At 52.0% G+C, this 18,886-nt stretch carries 23 protein-coding genes; 16 read left to right on the top strand and 7 right to left on the bottom strand.

The window, feature by feature from the left end; all coding sequences use genetic code 11:
- Nucleotides 1–53: 53 nt before the first annotated feature.
- Both V9K92_RS16675 and V9K92_RS16670 read left to right on the top strand, forming a co-directional pair.
- Nucleotides 54–1,082 (top strand): NAD(P)-dependent oxidoreductase, encoded by a 1,029-nt coding sequence (locus V9K92_RS16675; RefSeq protein ID WP_337354469.1) that lies wholly within the window; start codon nucleotides 54–56, stop codon nucleotides 1,080–1,082.
- A gap of 102 nt (nucleotides 1,083–1,184) precedes the next feature.
- Entirely contained in the window at nucleotides 1,185–2,702 is a 1,518-nt protein-coding gene (locus tag V9K92_RS16670) for an ATP-binding protein (protein ID WP_337354468.1), read from the top strand.
- Here V9K92_RS16670 and V9K92_RS16665 read toward each other — a convergent pair whose 3' ends face one another.
- On the bottom strand, nucleotides 2,703–3,404 hold the full coding sequence (locus V9K92_RS16665; RefSeq protein WP_115052427.1) for an HAD family hydrolase: 702 nt from the start codon (nucleotides 3,402–3,404) through the stop codon (nucleotides 2,703–2,705). It lies immediately after the preceding gene.
- A gap of 128 nt (nucleotides 3,405–3,532) precedes the next feature.
- Here V9K92_RS16665 and V9K92_RS16660 point away from each other — a divergent pair, with 128 nt between their 5' ends.
- The 4 genes from V9K92_RS16660 (at nucleotide 3,533) to V9K92_RS16645 (ending at nucleotide 5,864) form a co-directional block, all read left to right on the top strand.
- The gene (locus V9K92_RS16660; protein ID WP_337354467.1) at nucleotides 3,533–4,402 is read left to right on the top strand and encodes a lytic transglycosylase domain-containing protein; all 870 of its coding nucleotides are present in this window, start codon (nucleotides 3,533–3,535) and stop codon (nucleotides 4,400–4,402) included.
- A gap of 447 nt (nucleotides 4,403–4,849) precedes the next feature.
- Nucleotides 4,850–5,065 carry a cold-shock protein gene (locus tag V9K92_RS16655; protein WP_008124224.1) on the top strand — a complete coding sequence of 72 codons (216 nt, stop codon included), beginning with the start codon at nucleotides 4,850–4,852 and terminating at the stop codon, nucleotides 5,063–5,065.
- A 64-nt stretch (nucleotides 5,066–5,129) separates the two neighbouring features.
- The gene (locus V9K92_RS16650; RefSeq protein ID WP_337354466.1) at nucleotides 5,130–5,378 is read left to right on the top strand and encodes a hypothetical protein; all 249 of its coding nucleotides are present in this window, start codon (nucleotides 5,130–5,132) and stop codon (nucleotides 5,376–5,378) included.
- 60 nt (nucleotides 5,379–5,438) lie between these two features.
- Nucleotides 5,439–5,864: a BA14K family protein gene (locus tag V9K92_RS16645; protein ID WP_115052425.1), complete on the top strand. Its 426-nt coding sequence runs from the start codon at nucleotides 5,439–5,441 to the stop codon at nucleotides 5,862–5,864.
- Between the two features lie 40 nt (nucleotides 5,865–5,904).
- Here the strand turns inward: V9K92_RS16645 and V9K92_RS16640 are convergent, their stop codons facing one another.
- The 3 genes from V9K92_RS16640 to V9K92_RS16630 all read right to left on the bottom strand — a co-directional run bounded on the left by V9K92_RS16640 (nucleotide 5,905) and on the right by V9K92_RS16630 (nucleotide 8,005).
- The gene (locus tag V9K92_RS16640) at nucleotides 5,905–6,549 is read right to left on the bottom strand and encodes an MBL fold metallo-hydrolase (protein WP_337354465.1); all 645 of its coding nucleotides are present in this window, start codon (nucleotides 6,547–6,549) and stop codon (nucleotides 5,905–5,907) included.
- A 116-nt stretch (nucleotides 6,550–6,665) separates the two neighbouring features.
- On the bottom strand, nucleotides 6,666–6,977 hold the full coding sequence (locus V9K92_RS16635; protein ID WP_115052423.1) for a hypothetical protein: 312 nt from the start codon (nucleotides 6,975–6,977) through the stop codon (nucleotides 6,666–6,668).
- A 137-nt stretch (nucleotides 6,978–7,114) separates the two neighbouring features.
- Nucleotides 7,115–8,005, bottom strand: a complete 891-nt coding sequence (locus V9K92_RS16630; protein ID WP_336439711.1) for a branched-chain amino acid aminotransferase — start codon at nucleotides 8,003–8,005, stop codon at nucleotides 7,115–7,117.
- 245 nt (nucleotides 8,006–8,250) lie between these two features.
- Between V9K92_RS16630 and V9K92_RS16625 the strand changes: the two genes are divergently transcribed.
- From V9K92_RS16625 to V9K92_RS16615, 3 genes are all read left to right on the top strand, one after another.
- Nucleotides 8,251–8,754, top strand: coding sequence for a MarR family winged helix-turn-helix transcriptional regulator (locus V9K92_RS16625; RefSeq protein ID WP_307279534.1), 504 nt, complete (start codon nucleotides 8,251–8,253; stop codon nucleotides 8,752–8,754).
- Between the two features lie 31 nt (nucleotides 8,755–8,785).
- A complete protein-coding gene (locus V9K92_RS16620) occupies nucleotides 8,786–9,514 on the top strand; it encodes a response regulator (protein WP_307279537.1) in 729 nt (242 codons plus the stop codon).
- 157 nt (nucleotides 9,515–9,671) lie between these two features.
- Nucleotides 9,672–10,967 carry a sensor histidine kinase gene (locus tag V9K92_RS16615; RefSeq protein ID WP_435530168.1) on the top strand — a complete coding sequence of 432 codons (1,296 nt, stop codon included), beginning with the start codon at nucleotides 9,672–9,674 and terminating at the stop codon, nucleotides 10,965–10,967.
- A 14-nt stretch (nucleotides 10,968–10,981) separates the two neighbouring features.
- Here V9K92_RS16615 and V9K92_RS16610 read toward each other — a convergent pair whose 3' ends face one another.
- Nucleotides 10,982–11,317, bottom strand: a complete 336-nt coding sequence (locus tag V9K92_RS16610) for a tRNA-binding protein (RefSeq protein WP_115052419.1) — start codon at nucleotides 11,315–11,317, stop codon at nucleotides 10,982–10,984.
- 38 nt (nucleotides 11,318–11,355) lie between these two features.
- Nucleotides 11,356–11,856, bottom strand: a complete 501-nt coding sequence (locus tag V9K92_RS16605) for a YbjN domain-containing protein (protein ID WP_115052418.1) — start codon at nucleotides 11,854–11,856, stop codon at nucleotides 11,356–11,358.
- 549 nt (nucleotides 11,857–12,405) lie between these two features.
- Between V9K92_RS16605 and V9K92_RS16600 the strand changes: the two genes are divergently transcribed.
- Entirely contained in the window at nucleotides 12,406–12,579 is a 174-nt protein-coding gene (locus V9K92_RS16600; RefSeq protein ID WP_307279543.1) for a hypothetical protein, read from the top strand.
- A gap of 17 nt (nucleotides 12,580–12,596) precedes the next feature.
- On the opposite strand, the gene V9K92_RS16595 is transcribed toward V9K92_RS16600, so the two are convergent.
- On the bottom strand, nucleotides 12,597–12,893 hold the full coding sequence (locus V9K92_RS16595; RefSeq protein ID WP_115053225.1) for an accessory factor UbiK family protein: 297 nt from the start codon (nucleotides 12,891–12,893) through the stop codon (nucleotides 12,597–12,599).
- A 169-nt stretch (nucleotides 12,894–13,062) separates the two neighbouring features.
- Between V9K92_RS16595 and lgt the strand changes: the two genes are divergently transcribed.
- The 6 genes from lgt to V9K92_RS16565 all read left to right on the top strand — a co-directional run bounded on the left by lgt (nucleotide 13,063) and on the right by V9K92_RS16565 (nucleotide 18,753).
- On the top strand, nucleotides 13,063–13,914 hold the full coding sequence (lgt, locus tag V9K92_RS16590) for a prolipoprotein diacylglyceryl transferase (RefSeq protein ID WP_337354464.1): 852 nt from the start codon (nucleotides 13,063–13,065) through the stop codon (nucleotides 13,912–13,914).
- Nucleotides 13,911–14,993 (top strand): class I SAM-dependent methyltransferase, encoded by a 1,083-nt coding sequence (locus V9K92_RS16585; RefSeq protein ID WP_336439709.1) that lies wholly within the window; start codon nucleotides 13,911–13,913, stop codon nucleotides 14,991–14,993. Before lgt ends, V9K92_RS16585 begins: the two co-directional genes overlap by 4 nt.
- Before the next feature lie 67 nt (nucleotides 14,994–15,060).
- Nucleotides 15,061–15,852, top strand: a complete 792-nt coding sequence (pgeF, locus tag V9K92_RS16580; RefSeq protein WP_115052415.1) for a peptidoglycan editing factor PgeF — start codon at nucleotides 15,061–15,063, stop codon at nucleotides 15,850–15,852.
- 4 nt (nucleotides 15,853–15,856) lie between these two features.
- A complete protein-coding gene (locus V9K92_RS16575) occupies nucleotides 15,857–17,008 on the top strand; it encodes a M24 family metallopeptidase (protein ID WP_115052414.1) in 1,152 nt (383 codons plus the stop codon).
- 62 nt (nucleotides 17,009–17,070) lie between these two features.
- On the top strand, nucleotides 17,071–17,676 hold the full coding sequence (locus tag V9K92_RS16570) for a hypothetical protein (RefSeq protein ID WP_336439708.1): 606 nt from the start codon (nucleotides 17,071–17,073) through the stop codon (nucleotides 17,674–17,676).
- A gap of 144 nt (nucleotides 17,677–17,820) precedes the next feature.
- Nucleotides 17,821–18,753, top strand: coding sequence for a ribose-phosphate pyrophosphokinase (locus tag V9K92_RS16565; RefSeq protein ID WP_008124277.1), 933 nt, complete (start codon nucleotides 17,821–17,823; stop codon nucleotides 18,751–18,753).
- Nucleotides 18,754–18,886 lie beyond the last annotated feature (133 nt).

Raw genomic sequence — 18,886 nt, 5'->3', positions numbered from 1 at the left:
AAAATCCCAGCCAACGTTTAACCATTGTCCAGTTTAAAGTAGGAGTCGAGGCCATGCCGCTATCCATCACCGATCCCGTATTAATCATCGGCGGATCAGGAGTTGTCGGTGCAAAAGCAGCGCAAATACTACGCAAACTATATCCGGATCTGCCCATTGCCATCGGTGGTCGTAACCTGGCCAAAGCGCAACGCGTCGCTGACGGGATCGGTCACGCGCAAGCTGTCAAAATTCACTTGGAACGCGATGATCTGGGCCAGGTCGATGGTGCCAACTACAGTGCAATTGCAGTCTTCGTAAAAGACGCGACGCTCAATAGCATGAAATATGCTCAGGCGCATGGCCTACCCTACCTCAGTGTGTCGAGCGGAGTTTTCGAAGTAGGACCAGAAATGGCACTCGCTATCAGTAAGCCGAATGCAGCTCCAATATTAATGGCAAGCAATTGGCTTGCGGGTGCTGCAACATTTCCGACTTTGCAGGCCGTACGTAAGTTTAAAACTATTGACAACATCTCAATCACAGTCGTGCTTGACGAAGAAGACATGGGCGGACCAGCCGCTCTTGCGGACTACCAACGGCTTACAGAATCGGCACCCAATCCACTCCTCCTAGTGGATGGACACTGGCAATGGATAAAAGATGACGATGCCAAGCGGTCATTTGTGGATATTGACGGCACAATATTAGAATCCACGGCCTATTCGCCGCTGGATGTCCTCAGCCTATCGGCAGCTACAAACGCCAAATCCATCCGTGTTGGCCTTGTCTATGGCACTTCGGCCAGCCGCAGACGCGGAGAAGCTTTTTCAACTGAGATCGCTATCGAGATCACTGGTGAATTGGTTACCGGCGAGCGTGCTGCGATTCGGCTTGATATTGTGCACCCGGAGGGACAGGCTCCTCTCACTGCGCTGCACGTGGCGCTTAGCGTTGAACGTCTTCTTGGGCTGCATGGCGGCGAACCCGTAAAAGCCGGACTCTATCTGCCGGACTCTCTGATAGATGCTGATTATATCGTTGATCGGATGAAAGAATTCGGCGCAATTTTTCAGGAGAACATCAAACCAGCTGTGGGTTAAATCTGCAAAATACGAGAACGCTCAAGCATCCGGCGTGAAGGAGTGCTAGACAAGCCGCGCGCGAAATTTCGCGCGCGGAATCATATCAAGACTGGAGAAGCGATGAAGGTCGATATCGACATGGGAGCAGCGCCAGCAGGCGCAAAGGCCATGCTCGACCTTGAGGAGCTTTTGGCAACACGCTTGCTTGTTCAGGGCAATTCGGGTTCTGGAAAGTCTCATCTCCTGCGCCGCCTTCTTGAACAGAGCGCGCAATGGGTTCAGCAATGCGTCATTGACCCAGAAGGCGATTTTGTCACGCTGGCGGACAAATATGGTCATGTCATTGTTGATGGAGCTCGTACGGAGAACGAGCTGACACGGATTGCCGCCCGCATCCGGCAACACCGCGTATCGGTGGTTCTGGATCTTGAGGGTCTGGATGTAGAACAGCAAATGAGATGCGCCGCAGCCTTTCTTGGCGGGCTATTCGATGCAGAGCGAGACTATTGGTATCCAATGCTGGTCGTCGTGGACGAGGCCCAGCTATTTGCACCAGCCGTAGCTGGTGAAGTTTCGGACGAAGCTCGTAAACTTTCGTTGGGCGCGATGACCAATCTCATGTGCCGTGGACGCAAACGCGGCCTAGCCGGAGTGATCGCAACCCAGCGACTGGCGAAGCTTGCAAAGAACGTAGCTGCAGAAGCATCCAATTTTCTAATGGGGCGCACATTTCTCGATATTGATATGGCGCGAGCAGCAGATTTGTTGGGTATGGAACGTCGCCAGGCAGAGCAGTTTCGTGATCTGGCTCGGGGTCATTTCGTGGCGCTAGGGCCTGCTTTATCACGCCGACCGCTTCCGGTTACCATTGGAGCCGTCGAGACATCAGCGCGCTCTTCCAGCCCCAAGCTTACCCCTCTTCCCCAACCGGGTGACGATGCCCGTGATCTTATATTCATACCAGCTCCGGAGGAGCGTCGCGCTGTGGTGCGCAAGACGCACACGCCGCCTGCCCCCACCCCCACAGCGGATATCCTCAACCAGCTGACCCAGGCCAAGGCTATGGCGCAGGCAGAGTCGCCCACGCCAACCTTATTTCCTGAAATCGATGAGGCCGAACGCAACAGTCTTGTCGAGGCGGTCATGCATGAAATGCTCAATGATCCCGACGCGTCCTTCCGCACCGACGCCGTATTGTACCAAGATTTTCTTGTCCGCTGCCGCATTCGCCGCGTTCCGGGAGATCAGCTCTCACTCCCCGCATTTCGGCGCAAATTGGCTGTCGCACGCGCTGGAATTGATGGAGAGACCGCTCAAAGCGAGCCCTGGCAGCAGGCACTGGAACTTTCAAAGAGCCTGCCAGACGATGTTCAAGGTGTTTTCTTTATTGTGGCTCAAGCGGCCGTTACGACGAGTCCATGCCCTTCTGATGCAACGATAGCGCGAGCCTACGGTACGCACTCGGCCCGCCGCGCGCGACGGCTGCTAACCTATTTTGAGGAACAGGGCTTGGTCGTTGTACGTACTGATTTTACGGGTAACCGCGTGGTGGCGTTCCCGGATTTAGGCTGCGAGACAGCAGCGGGCGATCCCAACGGACCGGACGAACAGACCCAAGAACAATATGCGGCTGAATAATCAGCCTATCTCCTCAAGGAGAGTAGTGAGCTGGCCTAGATGTTCTATCTGGCGAAATCGCGGATTCTCGATCGGGGCTTCAACATGCTCCAGCACCCAAGTAAGTTCGTGGGGCACGAATATGCCCCACGCTCCAGCTTCAATCGCGGGAACGATGTCGGATTTTAGTGAATTGCCGATCATCAAACCCCGCTCGGCACCGTTGCCATGCCGGCTGAACACACGCTCATATGTACCAGTGTCCTTGTTACTGACGATTTCAATTGCATCAAAGAAATCTCCCAGTCCGGATTGAGCCAGCTTGCGCTCCTGATCGAATAGATCCCCTTTCGTGACCAACACCAGCTTGTAGCGCCCAGTCAGTTGCTCAAGTGTTTCCGCCACATGGGGTAAAGTTTGAACCGGATGACGCAGCATTTCACGCCCAGCATCAAGGATTTCGGCGATAATTGTTGCGGGCACCTTTCCCTCAGTTACCTCTACGGCTGTTTCGACCAATGAAAGTGTAAAGCCCTTGATCCCAAATCCATAGGACTCCAGATTGCGTTTCTCGACCTCAAGCAGCCTCTGGGGTAGATCGGCGATATCAGCATAGGGCGCCAAGAGATTTGCAAAATGCTTTTCTGACGAACGAAAAAACTGCTCATTCTCCCAGAGCGTATCGTCTGCATCAAAACCAATCGTTGTAACGGAGAGCGGCATAATATTTCTCTTCAATCTGGATGGCTACACTGGCCATCCGGTAGCAACGGAATCGTAAACCAATACCTTTTATCAGAAATATAAGCGTGCTTAATGCTCAATATCGTTCTCCAGGTTGAAAGGCCATTGTGACCCGTTACAGATCGATTGCCGTACTTGTGGCAGGCGGTGTTTTAGCCGCCTTTGATGCATTTGCTGCGGACAATCCGTCTGTTTCAATTCCGGCTGCACCGTTACCACCCAGCGTTACCCAGATTTGCGCAGCCATAGCGACGAATGCGGATGGTCATGGTGTTCCTCGGGACTTTTTTGCCAGACTGATCTGGAAAGAGAGCCGGTTTGACGTGTCTGCAACAAGCCCAGTCGGAGCGCAAGGGATCGCACAGTTCATGCCCGGAACCGCAAAAGAGCGCGGCCTCGCCGACCCTTATGATTTTTTGCAGGCGCTTCCGGCTTCAGCTAAACTATTGAAAGACCTACGAAAAGCATTTGGAAACTGGGGTTTGGCTGCCGCTGCCTATAATGCAGGCCCCACAAGAGTTTCCCGTTGGATATCCAGTGGAGGCTTCCTCCCCCTGGAAACCGAAGAATATGTGCTCGATATAACCGGAATTTCGGCAGACGATTTTTCAACCGGTGCCGAAATCAAGAAGCTTCCGCTCAACAGCAAACTCAATTTTGACGCTGCTTGCAGACAGCTGCCAATCGTGCGGTTTGCGACAGTCTCGATGGCGCAGATCAAGCCAAAGCCTTGGGGTATCCAGATCGCCGGAAATTTCAGGCAATCTGCGGCCATACGTCAGATGCAGCGATTAAAGCGAAACTTTCCCGCTATTCTCGACAAGCATGAACCGATCATCAGCCGCAAACGTTCAGCTATGGGCAGACGCGGAATTTACGCGGTCCGCATCGGTGCCGATAGCCGCGGGGAAGCCAACCAAATCTGCGCACAACTGCAAAGTGCTGGTGGCGCCTGCATCGTTACGCGTAATCGTTGACGCCGAAGCAACTTTATTGGCTAGCCGTTAGCCGAAAATGCGGAGCACCGCGAGATACTCTCTATAAGCAAAACTTGCTCTAGCTCGCCATGTAACAGGCATAGGTTTGCAACATACATATAACGACGTAATTTCTACATGCCTTGCTCATAGCGGCAACGCATTTCTACCTATTCACTCAAGTGGTAGAAAAACTTTTGCTTGCCAAAAAAGACTTATTCTAGCAGTCTCAAAGCGTTCGGGCATCTATGAACACTGGAAGACTGGAAGAACGGCGCGCCGGAACCGCAAGAATACCGGGTCGGGAGCAATCCCGGCAATGATCGGCTCCTTTCCTGAATTCGAGAATTGCCTGCATGACCTCCGTCGGAAGTAAGTACAGAAGACGGCACTACCAATCCCGCAAACCCGGAGGGGAACGCGGTAATTTAGAAAAAGGAACTGAGCATGGCACAGACCGGTACGGTCAAATTCTTCAACAGCGAAAAAGGTTTTGGCTTTATCAAGCCGGATGACGGAGCAGCGGATATTTTCGTTCACATCTCTGCAGTACAGGCATCCGGGCTTACAGATCTTGCAGACAATCAGAAAGTTTCGTTCGATACAGAGCCAGATCGCCGTGGTAAGGGCCCAAAAGCAGTGAATATCTCGATTACAGAGTAAATTCTGTAACCGCACTGCCATTTTAGCCCGCCAAACGGGGCGGGCCTGAGCGATCTATGCTTGAATGACATTTGTTGAAATCCCCTTTTCGCACGGGGATTTCAATCTTCTTGACCAAGAATTTGAAACCAACTCGTCAGATTGGTTTCAAGTATCTTTATCGCGCCTTGGAATTGCTGAAATCATGTGTCCTGTTCCCCCCTCCGGAACAATGTTTGACTGGATCAGCAAGGAACAAACTGCCTTGGTCGCCGTTCAGCCTGCATTCATTCTGAGATGGTTAAAACAACATTACGGTTGGCGGTCCAAGTGATCGCGACCCAAAATAATCAAGCGGCGTAGAAAATCGCCAAGATGCTTCAAGGAGGCACAGATGAATAAGGGTATGAAAATTGCCATTCTTGCAACTGCTGTAGCTGCGACCGTCATCGCACCACTGTCGTCAGCGTCAGCTGATCATCGCTGGCGTCATTATGATCGTGGTTATCGTCATCATCACCGCGGCGGTGACGCTCTGGCCGCCGGGGCTATTGGGCTTGCAGCCGGTGCGCTGATTGGTGGTGCACTTGCGCAACCGCGCGAACCGGAAGTGATTTATCGTGACTATGACGACCGTCCCACATACAGGGCTCCGGTTCGAGTGTACCGCCAGGTCGAAGCACCGCGCTATTATGGATCGGCTCAGCCTTGGACTCGCGCTTGGTATCGCTATTGCACGGATCGTTATCGGTCTTTCAATCCGGAAACAGGAACATTCCGCGGCTATGACGGACGTGACTATTTCTGTAACGCAAACTAAATTTTGAACTAAAACCGCCGGTCATTCCGGCGGTTTTCATTTAGTCGTTCAAAAACGGGTTGGTACGACGCTCTTCCCCAAATCTTCCACCCGGACCGTGACCGCAGATAAACCCGATATCATCCCCCAGCGGCAGAAGTTTTGTCGTGATTGAATTGATTAACACAGTGTGATCGCCGCCAGGCAGATCAGTCCGTCCAACGGAACCGTTAAAAAGCACATCTCCAACGTGAGCGAACTTGGCTTTCTTGTTGTAATATACAACGTGACCAGGAGCATGTCCCGGACAATGCAGGACTTCAAACAAATGATCGCCAAACGACACTGTGTCCCCGTCGCTTAGCCAGCGATCCGGTGTGCAATTGCGCACATTCCCCGAGATTCCGTATTGAAGCGCCTTTTCTTCCAAGCTTTCCAATAAAAAACGGTCGGCCTCATGCGGTCCAACAATATCAACAGCCAGTGCTTCTTTCATATCCATGGCACCAGCGGCATGATCAATATGACCATGGGTCAGCCAGATTGCCTCGATTATGATCCCATTTGACTGAATGGCGTGAAGCACCTGATCATTGTCCCCACCCGGGTCAATAAGCACACCCCGCTTGTCATCGCTGTCGAAAAGAATGGTGCAGTTTTGTTGAAAGGCCGTGACGGGAATAATACCGGCCTGCAATTGTCCCATAATATCTAAATCCTATGTCATTCACTGATCAAACCGCAAAGAACCTAATGTAACAGCATACCAAATGAAAAGGGCGGTCTAAGCGACCGCCCCAACAAATCTTCATCTAGCAATGATCAGGTCTTGGCCATTGAGTTCTTTATGGCTCCCACAATTGCGGTCAAGATGATACCGCCAATACCACCGCCTGCAATCTGGCCGACAATAGCACCAATATCGAGCCCCGAAGATGCAACCGCATCCGCAACGACTGCTGCGCCACCTGCACCCAGATATTGGGTTAGATAACCACCAATCAATCCGCCAACACCGCCTGCGACAGTATTACCGGTTGTACCAAGGCTGAGATTTTTAAGAAGACCGCCGACAATATTGCCGCCGACACCACCAGAGATAAGCTGGATAACGATAGGAAGAAGCGCTTCCATAATGGACACCCCGTCAACGTTTCAACGTCAGACTCATGCCTGACATACATCATGATGACTAAGTTTTAAGCAATGTCAAACAGCCTGATACCACAATCGATTTGTATCAGGCTTGTAATGTTGACCGAAAATTGCGGTTATTCTGCTGCGACTTTCTTGGGCGTTACTTCTGCAGCGTAGTCATTCATCAAGTTAATGGCGATTTCGCCTACCGTGAATTTGTACGAACCAATCTCAGATACGGGCGTAACTTCAGCAGCAGTTCCTGTCAGGAAACATTGCTCAAAGTCTGCCATCTCTTCAGGCATGATTACCCGCTCGATAACTTCATAACCTCTGCGCTTGGCAAGATCGATAACCGTACGCCGCGTAATCCCGTCCAGGAAACAGTCAGGTTTTGGCGTATGAATTACGCCGTTCTTCACGAAGAACACATTGGCCCCCGTCGCCTCAGCCACCTGCCCGCGCCAATCCAGCATCAATGCATCTGCATAGCCTTTGGCTTCAGCCGCATGCTTTGAGATTGTGCAGATCATGTAAAGACCGGCAGCCTTTGATTTAGAAGGCGCAGTCTTGGGATCTGGACGGCGGTATTCAGCCATATCGAGCCTGATACCTTTCAGCTTTTGCGCTGGATCAAAGTAGCTCGGCCATTGCCAGATCGCGATCGCAACATTGATCTTGTTCGCTTGCGCCGAAACGCCCATGGACTCGCTTCCGCGCCATGCAATCGGACGCACATAAGCATCTTGAAAACCCTGCTTCGCCAAAAGCTTCCGGCAGGCATCGTTAAGCTCGTCAACAGAATAGGGAATCGTAAAGCCAAGAATTCGCGCGGATTCGTGCAACCGTTCCGTATGTTCGTTCAGCTTGAAAATTTCGCCACCATAGGCACGCTCACCTTCAAACACAGAGCTTGCATAGTGGAGACCATGTGTAAGTACATGGACCTTTGCATCTGCCCAGCGAACAAATTCGCCATTCATCCAGATGTAACCTTCAAGCTGATCGAATGGAACGGATGCCATGTTTTCCTCCAGGCCTTATCCTGATGTTTTACGGGGATTTGCCTTCCGCCAACTGGTCCCGCTTCCCAATTGGTGTACCATTGCCCTTCAGCACCAATAGGCGTTTCATTACGGAAAGTTTCCAGAAACACGTATTGGCTTTTCGATTCATTCAAAATGCAGCCAACAGCTTGCCAAAAATTATCAGCAGTCTAAAATTAAGTCAACAACGCTGACATAATCTTTTCCAAGACCGGGGACCTTGCATGAAATCTTATACACCAGATAGGCACATTGAGACAGCCCTGACCGAGCAGCACGCCAAGGAACTCGATATTATCGAGCTGTTCTTCTTTGCCTATCGCGACTTTACCGCCGACCCGGATATGATACTGGAGAAGCTTACTTTCGGGCGGGCGCACCACCGTGTTCTCTATTTCGTCAATCGAAAGCCCGGCATGACCGTTGCAGAATTGCTGGAAGTTTTAAAGATCACCAAGCAAAGCTTGGCACGCGTTCTCAAGCAATTGATCGACACCGGCCACATTGTGCAGATACAAGGGCCGCGCGATCGGCGGCAGCGCGAACTCTACCCCACGCATCAGGGGCGTGAGCTTGCACTTGAATTGGCAGCACCGCAATCACGCCGCATTGCCAATGCATTGGAACAGCTCGATCCAAGCGACCGGGCGGTGATTGAGCATTTTCTCAAAGCCATGGTAAATCCCGCACAGTGGCAACAGATCGACAGCCTGCCGAAGTCAGGATAGATATAGGTTCCACTTGGTGAAGAGGGGATGCATGGTACAGGATACAGAAAAAACACCCGTTAGCAGCGATCTCGCGCTGTCGGACGATGCCCCACATTTGCTGATCGTTGATGACGATACCAGAATTCGAAATCTACTGTCCCAATATCTGACAGGCAGCGGCTTTCGCATTACGGTAGCGGCCAATGCCGACGAGGCAAGACGAAAGCTTGCCGGCATAGATTATGATCTGCTCATCCTCGATGTTATGATGCCGGGCGAAAGCGGTATCGCTTTGACTCAGGCTCTGCGTCAGGAAAAAAACGTTCCGATTCTCATGCTTACCGCGCTCTCGGAAACAGACAGCCGCATTACCGGTCTTGAAGCGGGCGCAGACGATTATCTGCCCAAGCCATTCGATCCGCGTGAACTGATACTCCGCATCAACAATATTCTGCGGCGTGGCGCTCCCGCTACACAGGCGAAGATCGAGCAGATCGTATTTGGACCCTACACATTCGTCATCGCAAAACGCGAGCTGAAACGGTCAGGGGATTTGATTCGTCTCACCGATCGCGAACAGGACATCATGGCGATTTTCGCTGCCCGCGCGGGGGAAACTGTTCCGCGTCATGAACTGACCGGACAGGAAGGAGACGTAGGTGAGCGGACAATCGACGTTCAGATAAATCGCCTGCGTCGCAAGATCGAGAACGATCCTGCAAATCCGGTTTGGTTGCAGACAGTACGAGGCGTTGGCTATAAGTTGAGTGTTGAATAACGAACACGCAAAGCAGGAAGCGCAAGCGGATATCGATGTAATGAGCCCCCCGGACGCCGCAGATCGCGCATTGGCCGTGAAGAAACGCCATTGGCGGCGCAAACGAAGCACATTGCTTGGTCCTTGGCGAAAGCTGACGCGTTGGCTGGCCCGCTGGATGCCCAAAAGGCTCTATGCCCGTTCGTTGATCATCATCATTGCGCCAATGGTGCTGTTACAATCGCTTATTGCATTCGTGTTTATGGAACGCCATTGGCAGACAGTCACTCAGCGTCTTTCGACTGCCGTGGTGCGGGATATTTCCGGCATCATTGATCTGATGGACACGTTTCCCCAAGATCCGGGCTACGAGAACCTGATCCGCATTTCGCGCGAACGTTTAGCTCTTAACATATCCATATTGCCACCCGACCCGCTCCCCGCGCCCGGTCCCAAACCGTTCTATTCCATTCTCGACAATATTCTGAGTGAAGAAATCACCAAGCAGATTAATCGACCGTTCTGGATCGATACGATCGGGGATTCGGATTTGGTGGAAATTCGAATACAACTCGAGGACAAGGTTTTGCGCGTCTTTGCACGACGTAGTCAGGCTTATGCATCCAACACGTTGATCTTCCTGGTATGGATGGCTGGTTCAGCCCTTGTATTGCTGGCTATTGCGATCCTGTTTCTGCGCAATCAGATTAAACCAATCCAGCAATTGGCCACTGCCGCAGACAGTTTCGGCAAAGGACGAGCACCGCCGCCAAACTTCAAGCCCCGCGGCGCCGAAGAAGTGAGGCGCGCTGGTGCGGCCTTTATTGTCATGCGTGAACGTATTGAAAGGCAAATTGAGCAGCGTACAACAATGCTCAGCGGCGTCAGTCATGACCTGCGAACCATTTTGACCCGCTTTAAGCTTCAACTGGCGCTGGTGAGCAACAGGGTCGATACCGAAGCGATGGAACAAGACATAGACGACATGCAGTCAATGCTAGAAGGCTACCTTTCATTCGCACGGGGCGAGGCTGACGAAGAGACCGGCGTCTTCAATCTTGAGCGCCTATTCGCCAAACTCAAGGAAGAAGCGATACTGCTCAAACGGGGATTCACCTCTACCATTCGCGGACAACCGGAAATTCATGTCCGCCCCAACGCGTTTTCGCGATTGATCACCAATCTTGTTTCAAATTCCTTCCGCTATGCGCAGAATGTTTTTGTCGCAGCCGATCATCGCGATGGCTGGCTGATACTGACCATCGATGATGATGGGCCAGGTATCCCGAAAGAAATGCGTGATGAGGTCTTCAAACCATTCTTCAGGCTTGACCAGGCCCGCAACCAGGACGCAGGCGGTACTGGCCTGGGACTTGCAATCGCCTTGGATATCGCTCGTAGCCATGGCGGCGATATTACGCTTGAAGACAGCCCTAAGAACGGCTTACGTGCGATAGTCAAAGTTCCAGCCTGACGAGAACACGTCGCTTAAAACAATTTGCCGCCATTCGGAACCGTATGGCTCACGGTAGCTAGAACAACGTCACCGGCTTCATCGGGAAAACCAAGCGTCAATACCTCTGACATGAAGGGACCGATTTGGCGTGGCGGGAAATTGACCACAGCCATGACCTGCTTTCCCCTTAGCTCTTCCAATGTGTGTCGCTTGGTAATTTGGGCGGAGGATTTTTTGATACCGATCTCTGAACCAAAATCGATCCGTAATTTGAATGCGGGCTTACGCGCTTCGGGGAATATTTCCGCCTCTATAATAGTCCCGACGCGAATATCGACTTTCTCGAAATCATCAAAACTGATGGTCATGATTTCTCAACTCCACCGCCTAGCCCATTTCAGGAAAATCAGGCTGACCCAACGGTTTCGAACAAAATGCTGTCGAGCGATTCCCGCGCTGTTGAGCCGGACCAGACGACAAACTGGAAAGCCTGAAAATAGGTTTCGCATGCATCGAGCGCACTCGAAAGCAAAACTTCAACCTGTTTACTGGTAGGCTCGGCACCGCCGGAAAGAAGCAGGGACTGGCGATACATGACCGCACCCTCCTGCCTCCAGAGATCAAAATGTCCCATCAGCAATTGCTCATTGACCAATGAGAGAAGCCGCATCACTTCATTGATGCGAGGCTCGCTGATGGCGATATCGAAAGCACAGGCCAGATGCAGGGCTTCAAAGTCTTCCATCCACGAAAAGGATATCTGGTAATCAGTCCAGCTACCTTCGACCGTAATCGCAATCTCATCTTCACCGGTGCGCTCAAATGCCCATTCGTTTGCATGGGCAACGTGCTCGATCACATCTACGGGATGTAAGTCACGCGCAATCTCTAGTTCCAGAAGGCTCATCGCCATTACCTGCTAAATCGAATCTCGTATAACGCTGCGGGAGATGCAGCGCACCCAAACAAAGCACACCAAATGTTTTCTGCACGTCAACATAGACCCACGCTGAATGCGGTAACATTTTTTAAACTCACCGGCAGGCAGAACACACCAACCGGGTTGCGGCCATGAACTTACGGACCGCTGCATGAACACTGAAACGAATCATGCAGTAATTTCAGTGTATTGATGCTGAGTCACAGCGCCAGTCCCCTTTTGACCAATTGACGAGAATGGGTGTGGACAGAAGTTAGGAAAAAGATTCACTTGGTTGCTTTAACTGACTCTAAGGAAACAGTTTTCGGCGATTTCCACCTGTTGATAAATACTTAAGATTTATTTTGGGGATAGTGGTCCGCGGGAGAGAAAAACGGCCAAAGCGGGACTATCAGCGGACCCGAATGGATTAGGGCCTAAAAAACTTCGTCATATAGTCGATATCAAAACGTCTTAGCTTGTCATTTCCAACGCGGCTCTCGCGGGAGTCTGGAACGGTCAAACAGGAGAACGAGCATGTCCGATGCAACTGAACCAACAGTCAAAGCCGTACAAAAAAACGATGATGGCAACTGGTATTATGTCGTCACTAAAGACGGCGTAGAAGGACCGAAGGTCGGCCCTTATGATACGGAAGAAGAGGCAATCGCCGACGGTGAAGAAAGCCTGGCCGAAGACGACATTGCCTAGATAATTTCAAAAAGGCACTAAGCCTTTTTGGCACGCGATGAGGTGGGCTTCGCCGATTCGTCCTTTTTGCCAACCAGCGCCTCCAAGGCCTCGATACGTGCTTGGAGGGCTGTATTCTCCGCCCGGGCCCTTATTGCCATTTCACGCACAGCTTCAAAATCTTCACGCTGGACAACGTCCATTGTATTGAGCAGACGCTCCGCCTGACCTCGAAATGCGGTTTCAACTTCGCGGCGCACGCCTTGGGCAGCACCGGCAGCATCTGTAACGAGCTTTGCGAGTTCATCGAGAACGCGATTTGATCCATTGGTCATTGCAGATACCTTTCTGGTTTCACCATTCAAATAATGACCACTTATAATGATTGCAAGCAAGTTAGCGCTAAGCCAGCCCGCACAAATGTTACCGCAGATGCGGCTTGACGCCTATCACGCCCTCGCGCATGGTCCCGCAAAATCGAGAAAACCGAGACGGAGTGTCCTTGTGAGCGAGCTACTTGTACCGACATTTGCTGCGATAGCTTTCCCCGAGATCGATCCGGTTATCTTTTCCATAGGTCCCATAGCGGTACACTGGTATGGACTTGGCTATGTGGTCGGTATTCTTTTTGCTTGGTGGTACGCCAAGAAACTCATCAACAAGCCACGACTTTGGGCAAACAATACCCCGCCAATGAAGCCCATAGATCTCGACGATTTCGTCTTGTGGGCCGCACTGGGTGTAGTTCTGGGTGGCCGTATTGGCTACATTCTCTTCTACGATTTTGCCAAATACATCGCCAATCCTTTGGACATATTCAAGGTTTGGGAAGGCGGAATGTCATTTCATGGCGGCATGCTGGGCACGACACTCGCAATGGTACTTTTTGCCCGCTCGCGCAAAATCAATATATCCAGCATGCTTGATACTGTTGCCGCCGGTGTACCGGTCGGCCTTGGTCTCGTTCGCGTAGCAAACTTTATCAATAGTGAGTTGTGGGGCCGAGAGACAGATGTGCCGTGGGGAATGGTTTTTCCGACGGGAGGACCTGTAGTACGTCATCCAAGCCAGCTTTATGAAGCCGCACTTGAAGGTATCGTGCTGTTTGCGGTGCTTGCAGTACTGATCTTCTATGGCCGCAAACTAAAAAGCCCCCGTTTTATCTCGGGCACATTTGTGGCGCTCTATGGATTGTCTCGTATTTTTGTCGAGTTTTTCCGCGAGCCGGATGCTCAACTCGGCTATCTTTTTGGCGGCTGGTTGACGATGGGCATGGTGCTTTCAATCCCAATGGTCATTATTGGTCTGGCGTTTATCTTGTCCGCGCGCAACCCTGAGGTAAAAACGCAACGATGAGTTTAAAGCAGCGCATTATCCGGCAGATCGAGACAACGGGTCCGATCAGCGTGGCAGATTATATGGCTTTATGCCTGTTCGATCGGGATAATGGCTACTACACAACACAAGAACCCTTCGGCAGAAGTGGCGATTTTATCACCGCCCCGGAAGTCAGCCAAATGTTCGGCGAACTCATTGGTGTCTGGTGCGTTGGAGCCTGGCAAGCACTAGGGTCTCCGCAACATTTCAGCCTTTGTGAAGTGGGGCCCGGCCGCGGGACCTTAATGAACGATCTTTTACGCACCGCCGGAAAAATTTCGCCCGCCTTTATGAAGGCGGCCAAGGTAATAATGGTTGAACTTAGCGAGCGGTTGACCAAAATTCAGCAAGAAGCGCTGGCGCAGCACACAGCAGACATCGAATGGCGTAAAACTATCGCCGAAATTCCGGCGAACCCGCTCATCCTTGTTGCCAATGAACTTTTCGACGCAATCCCATCAAGGCAATATGTGAAATCAAATGGTCGCTTTGTCGAAAGAATGGTTTCTGCCGACAGTGAGGGCAATCTGTTTTTTGCTGCAGGCTCTGGTTCTCTTGAAAAGGCCCTGTTGCCCGGCAGCAGCGATACTGCGGCAGATGGCAGTATTTTTGAAATCGCTCCCGCTCGCAACGCGCTCATGCATCAGATCGCCAACCATATTTGCCGCGAACGCGGAGCAGCATTGCTTGTTGATTATGGCCACCTGGAACAAGGTTATGGCGACACTTTGCAGGCATTGAGCCAGCACAGGCCGATCAATGCCCTTAGCACGCCGGGCGCAGCGGACATAACGACCCACGTCGACTTTCATAGTCTCGCGCAATCTGCCCGTGCTGAAGGGTGCAAATCCAGCGCAATGACACAAGGCGATTTTCTCATTGCCATGGGGTTGTTGGACCGCGCCGGTGCTTTAGGGCAAGGCAAATCTCCCGACGTTCAGGAGCAACTGCATATTGATGTTGAACGTCTAGCCGGACCCACCGAGATGGGAACTTTATTCAAGGTTCTGTGTATAACAGATCCTGCCACCCATACATTTCCTTTTCAGACAAAATGAAACGGAAGATTGACTTCGTCCGAGAGCTAAATCACCATCCGCAGCCTTTGGGAGAAACCACTCCACGATGAACACGTACGAAAAACCAGCACCACTGCGTTCTTCCCTGCTGGGCTCACCCGGGCAAAACCGAATCGATCATGGATTTTTCACCAGAAGAGGTGGTGTCTCTGATGGTATTTATCGCGGCCTGAACGTCGGTAGCGGCTCCAATGACAATCAAGTCAATGTCACGGAAAACCGACGGCGGGTTGCAGAAACGTTAGGCGTGCCACTTTCTCAACTTGTGACGGTGCATCAGGTGCATTCGCCGGACGTGATAACCGTGACGTCTCCCCTTACTGGAGACCGGCCCAAAGCCGACGCTATGGTAACGGCCACGCCCGGTATAGTGATAGGCGCATTGTCGGCCGACTGCGGTCCAATTCTTTTCGCCGACCCGGACGCTGGGGTCATCGGCGCGGCTCATGCCGGTTGGCGTGGCGCCATTGGTGGCGTGCTGGGCAACACGGTCGAGGCCATGATCGGGCTTGGTGCCAAACGTGATCGTATCCAAGCTGTTCTGGGACCTACCATTGGTCCCGACAATTACGAAGTGGGCCAGGAATTCTACGAGCAATTCGTCTTAACGAATTCGTCATTCAGTAAATTTTTCCGCGAATCAACCAATGAAAACCATAAGATGTTTGATCTTTGGGCATTCATAATCACACAGCTTGAGCAGGCAGGTGTAAATGCTTCAGCACTTGAACTGTGTACCTATGCTGATGAAGACCAGTTCTTTTCCTATCGCCGCACCACGCACCGCAACGAACCAGATTATGGCCGGCAGATATCGGCCATTACAATTACGGAGTAGCATTATGGGCCTTCATTTCGAACCGGAAGAATTCAATGCGCGCCGTGATCGTTTGATGATGGTCATGGCCGAGCAAAAGCTTGATGCGATCCTGCTCTTTGCACAGGAAAGCATGTATTGGTTGACCGGCTACGATACTTTTGGCTTTTGCTTCTTCCAATGCCTCGTTGTCAAAGCCGATGGTAGTAATGTGCTGATGACCCGCTCGGCCGATTTGCGGCAGGCGCGGCAGACCTCCAATATTGAAAACATCATTGTTTGGGCAGATCGGGACAATGCCAATCCGGCGGCGGATTTGCGCGAACTGCTCAATGACCTTGATCTGCTGGGCTGTCGCATCGGTATTGAATATCAAACGCACGGTTTAACAGCGGCCAATGGTCGAAAGTTGGATGAGCAGCTTGCCGCCTTTGGCCAACTCGTGGATGCATCCGGACTTGTGGACAAGCTTCGTGTTCTCAAGAGTCCAGCTGAAATCGTCTATAGCCGCAAGGCTGCCGAACTCGGCGACGATGCTCTCACCGCAGCTTTGAAACTAATAAAGGCAGGCGCGGATGAAGGCGCCATTCTAGCTGCCATGCAGGGAGCAATTTTTGCTGGCGGCGGCGATTATCCGGCCAACGAATTCATCATCGGTTCCGGCGATGATGCATTGCTCTGCCGTTATAAGGCTGGCAGGCGCAAGCTTACGAAAAATGACCAGCTGACGCTCGAATGGTCGGGTGTCTATCGACATTATCATGCGCCAATGATGCGTACCGTCCTGACGGGCAAGACATCGAAGCGCCACCAGGAGCTTTACGACGCTGCACTCGAAGCACTGCAGGCTGTTGAAGCGGCCATGACGCCGGATTCCACCTTTGGTGATGTGTTTGATGCGCATGCCAAGGTAATGGAAGAGCACGAGTTGACCCGCCACCGCCTCAATGCATGCGGCTATTCAGTCGGCGCCCGCTTCACGCCGTCTTGGATGGACATGCCCATGTTCTATTCGGGCAACCCTGAACGCATCCAGCCGGATATGACCTTGTTCGCCCATATGATTATCATGGACTCCGACAGCAATACGGCCATGACATTGGGCCAGACCTACCTTACAACCAATGGCAAGGCGGAAACGCTTTCACGCCAACCTCTTGACTTGATCGTGAAATAAAACTTTTGTCAGCTTTGCTTATCAAGCCGCTTTTGCGGTTGCTTAATGGGGTTTGAGTGAAGATGAAGTTGCGTAACGCACTGACTTGCACCGTCACCGCTTTCATGATGATCGTTTTGAGTGGGTGCAACAGCTCTGAAAATACCTTGGGCGTCACCAAATCCGATCTGCCACCGACGCAAGGTGGTGCAACAGGAGCGCCGGGAACTGATCCGGCGGCGGCTCCTGTGCCAGGCAATACGCCAACCACAGGTACGGCTCCGGCCGCCACCGGAACTGCAATGCCTACAGGTGTGTCGCAGACCGCTAAACTGCGTTTTGCGCCTATTGTTGGCGCACCTATTGCCGCTGCTACACCACTGTCCCAACGCCTCTCGGCACTTGCCAAGCAAAAAGGTATCGTTTTGGGCACCGCTGGCGATACGGACAATACCCACATTATGAAGGGCTATTTCTCTGCCCTGCCCGATGGCAATCTGACCACGATAATCTACGTGTGGGACATCCTTGATCCGGCGGGAACACGCCTTCATCGCATACAAGGGCAAGAAAAAGTGCCCGGCGGTGCGGCTGATCCATGGAGTTCCGTGCCAGCAGCAACGATGGAAGGCATAGCTGACAAAGCAATCGGCGGCTATCTATCGTGGGTTTCAGGCTCCAAGACGTGACATATTTACACGTTTGAGGGCTTAACCTTGTCCAACTGTGCATGAATCGACTCTGCCCGCTTGCAATGTGCGTCAGTCACAGTAAAAGGCGCGCCATACCCTTATTTTGGCTGACGCTCTGAAAAAGACGTGAGGAAATACAGCATGAAACTCTTCGCGGGCAATTCCAATCGCGTTCTCGCTGAATCTGTAGCCAAGTATCTTAATATTCCACTCGGCAAAGCAAGTGTACGGCGTTTCGCCGATGAAGAGATTTTCGTCGAGATTCAAGAGAATGTTCGAGGCGAAGATGTCTTCGTCATGCAATCCACGTCCTACCCGGCAAATGATCATCTGATGGAACTGCTCATCATGATCGATGCCTTCCGTCGTTCGTCGGCAAAACGTATCACGGCGGTTCTCCCCTATTTCGGTTATGCCCGCCAAGACCGTAAACCCGGTCCGCGCACGCCAATCTCCGCGAAGCTCGTGGCTAATCTGATCACCGAAGCTGGTGCAAATAGAGTTCTGACGCTTGATCTGCATGCTGGCCAGATCCAGGGCTTCTTCGATATCCCGACTGACAATCTTTACGCCGTGCCAGTTATTGCCCGTGATGTTCGCTCCCACTACGGCACTTCAAACGTGATGGTCGTATCTCCTGATGTCGGCGGTGTGGTCCGCGCCCGCTCATTGGCAAAGCGCATTGATGCGCAGTTGGCTATTGTTGACAAGCGCCGCGATCGTCCGGGCGAATCCGAAGTGATGAATGTCATTGGTGATGTCAGCGGCAAGGACTGCCTGCTGTTCGACGATATTGTTGATTCGGGCGGCACGCTTTGCAACGCTGCCGAAGCGCTACTCGCAAAAGGCGCAACAAGCGTTACTGCTTATATTACGCATGGCGTACTTTCAGGCGGCGCGGTCGCCCGCATCACCGGCTCCAAGCTGAAGGAACTGGTTATAACTGATTCCATTCAGCCAACCCCTGCCGTCAATGCTGCCCATAATATCCGTGTATTGCCCATTTCTGATCTGATCGGCGAAGCAATTGCACGTACCGCATCGGAAGAGTCGGTTTCCAGCCTGTTTGATTGAGGTTGCTACGCTCATAACTTGCACAATCGTGATCTTTCCGTTATAGAGCCGCCATCCGCGTAGACACCCTTGGAGGCAACGCGGAATGAGGCGGCCAATCATCTGTTACGGGATCTCTCGTTGGGATGGCCTT

The sequence above is a fragment of the Phyllobacterium sp. CCNWLW109 genome (assembly GCF_037203905.1).
Taxonomy (GTDB): domain Bacteria; phylum Pseudomonadota; class Alphaproteobacteria; order Rhizobiales; family Rhizobiaceae; genus Phyllobacterium; species Phyllobacterium ifriqiyense.
The sequence above is the reverse complement of the archived record's forward strand: the minus strand, read 5'-3'. Positions and strand labels throughout refer to the sequence as shown.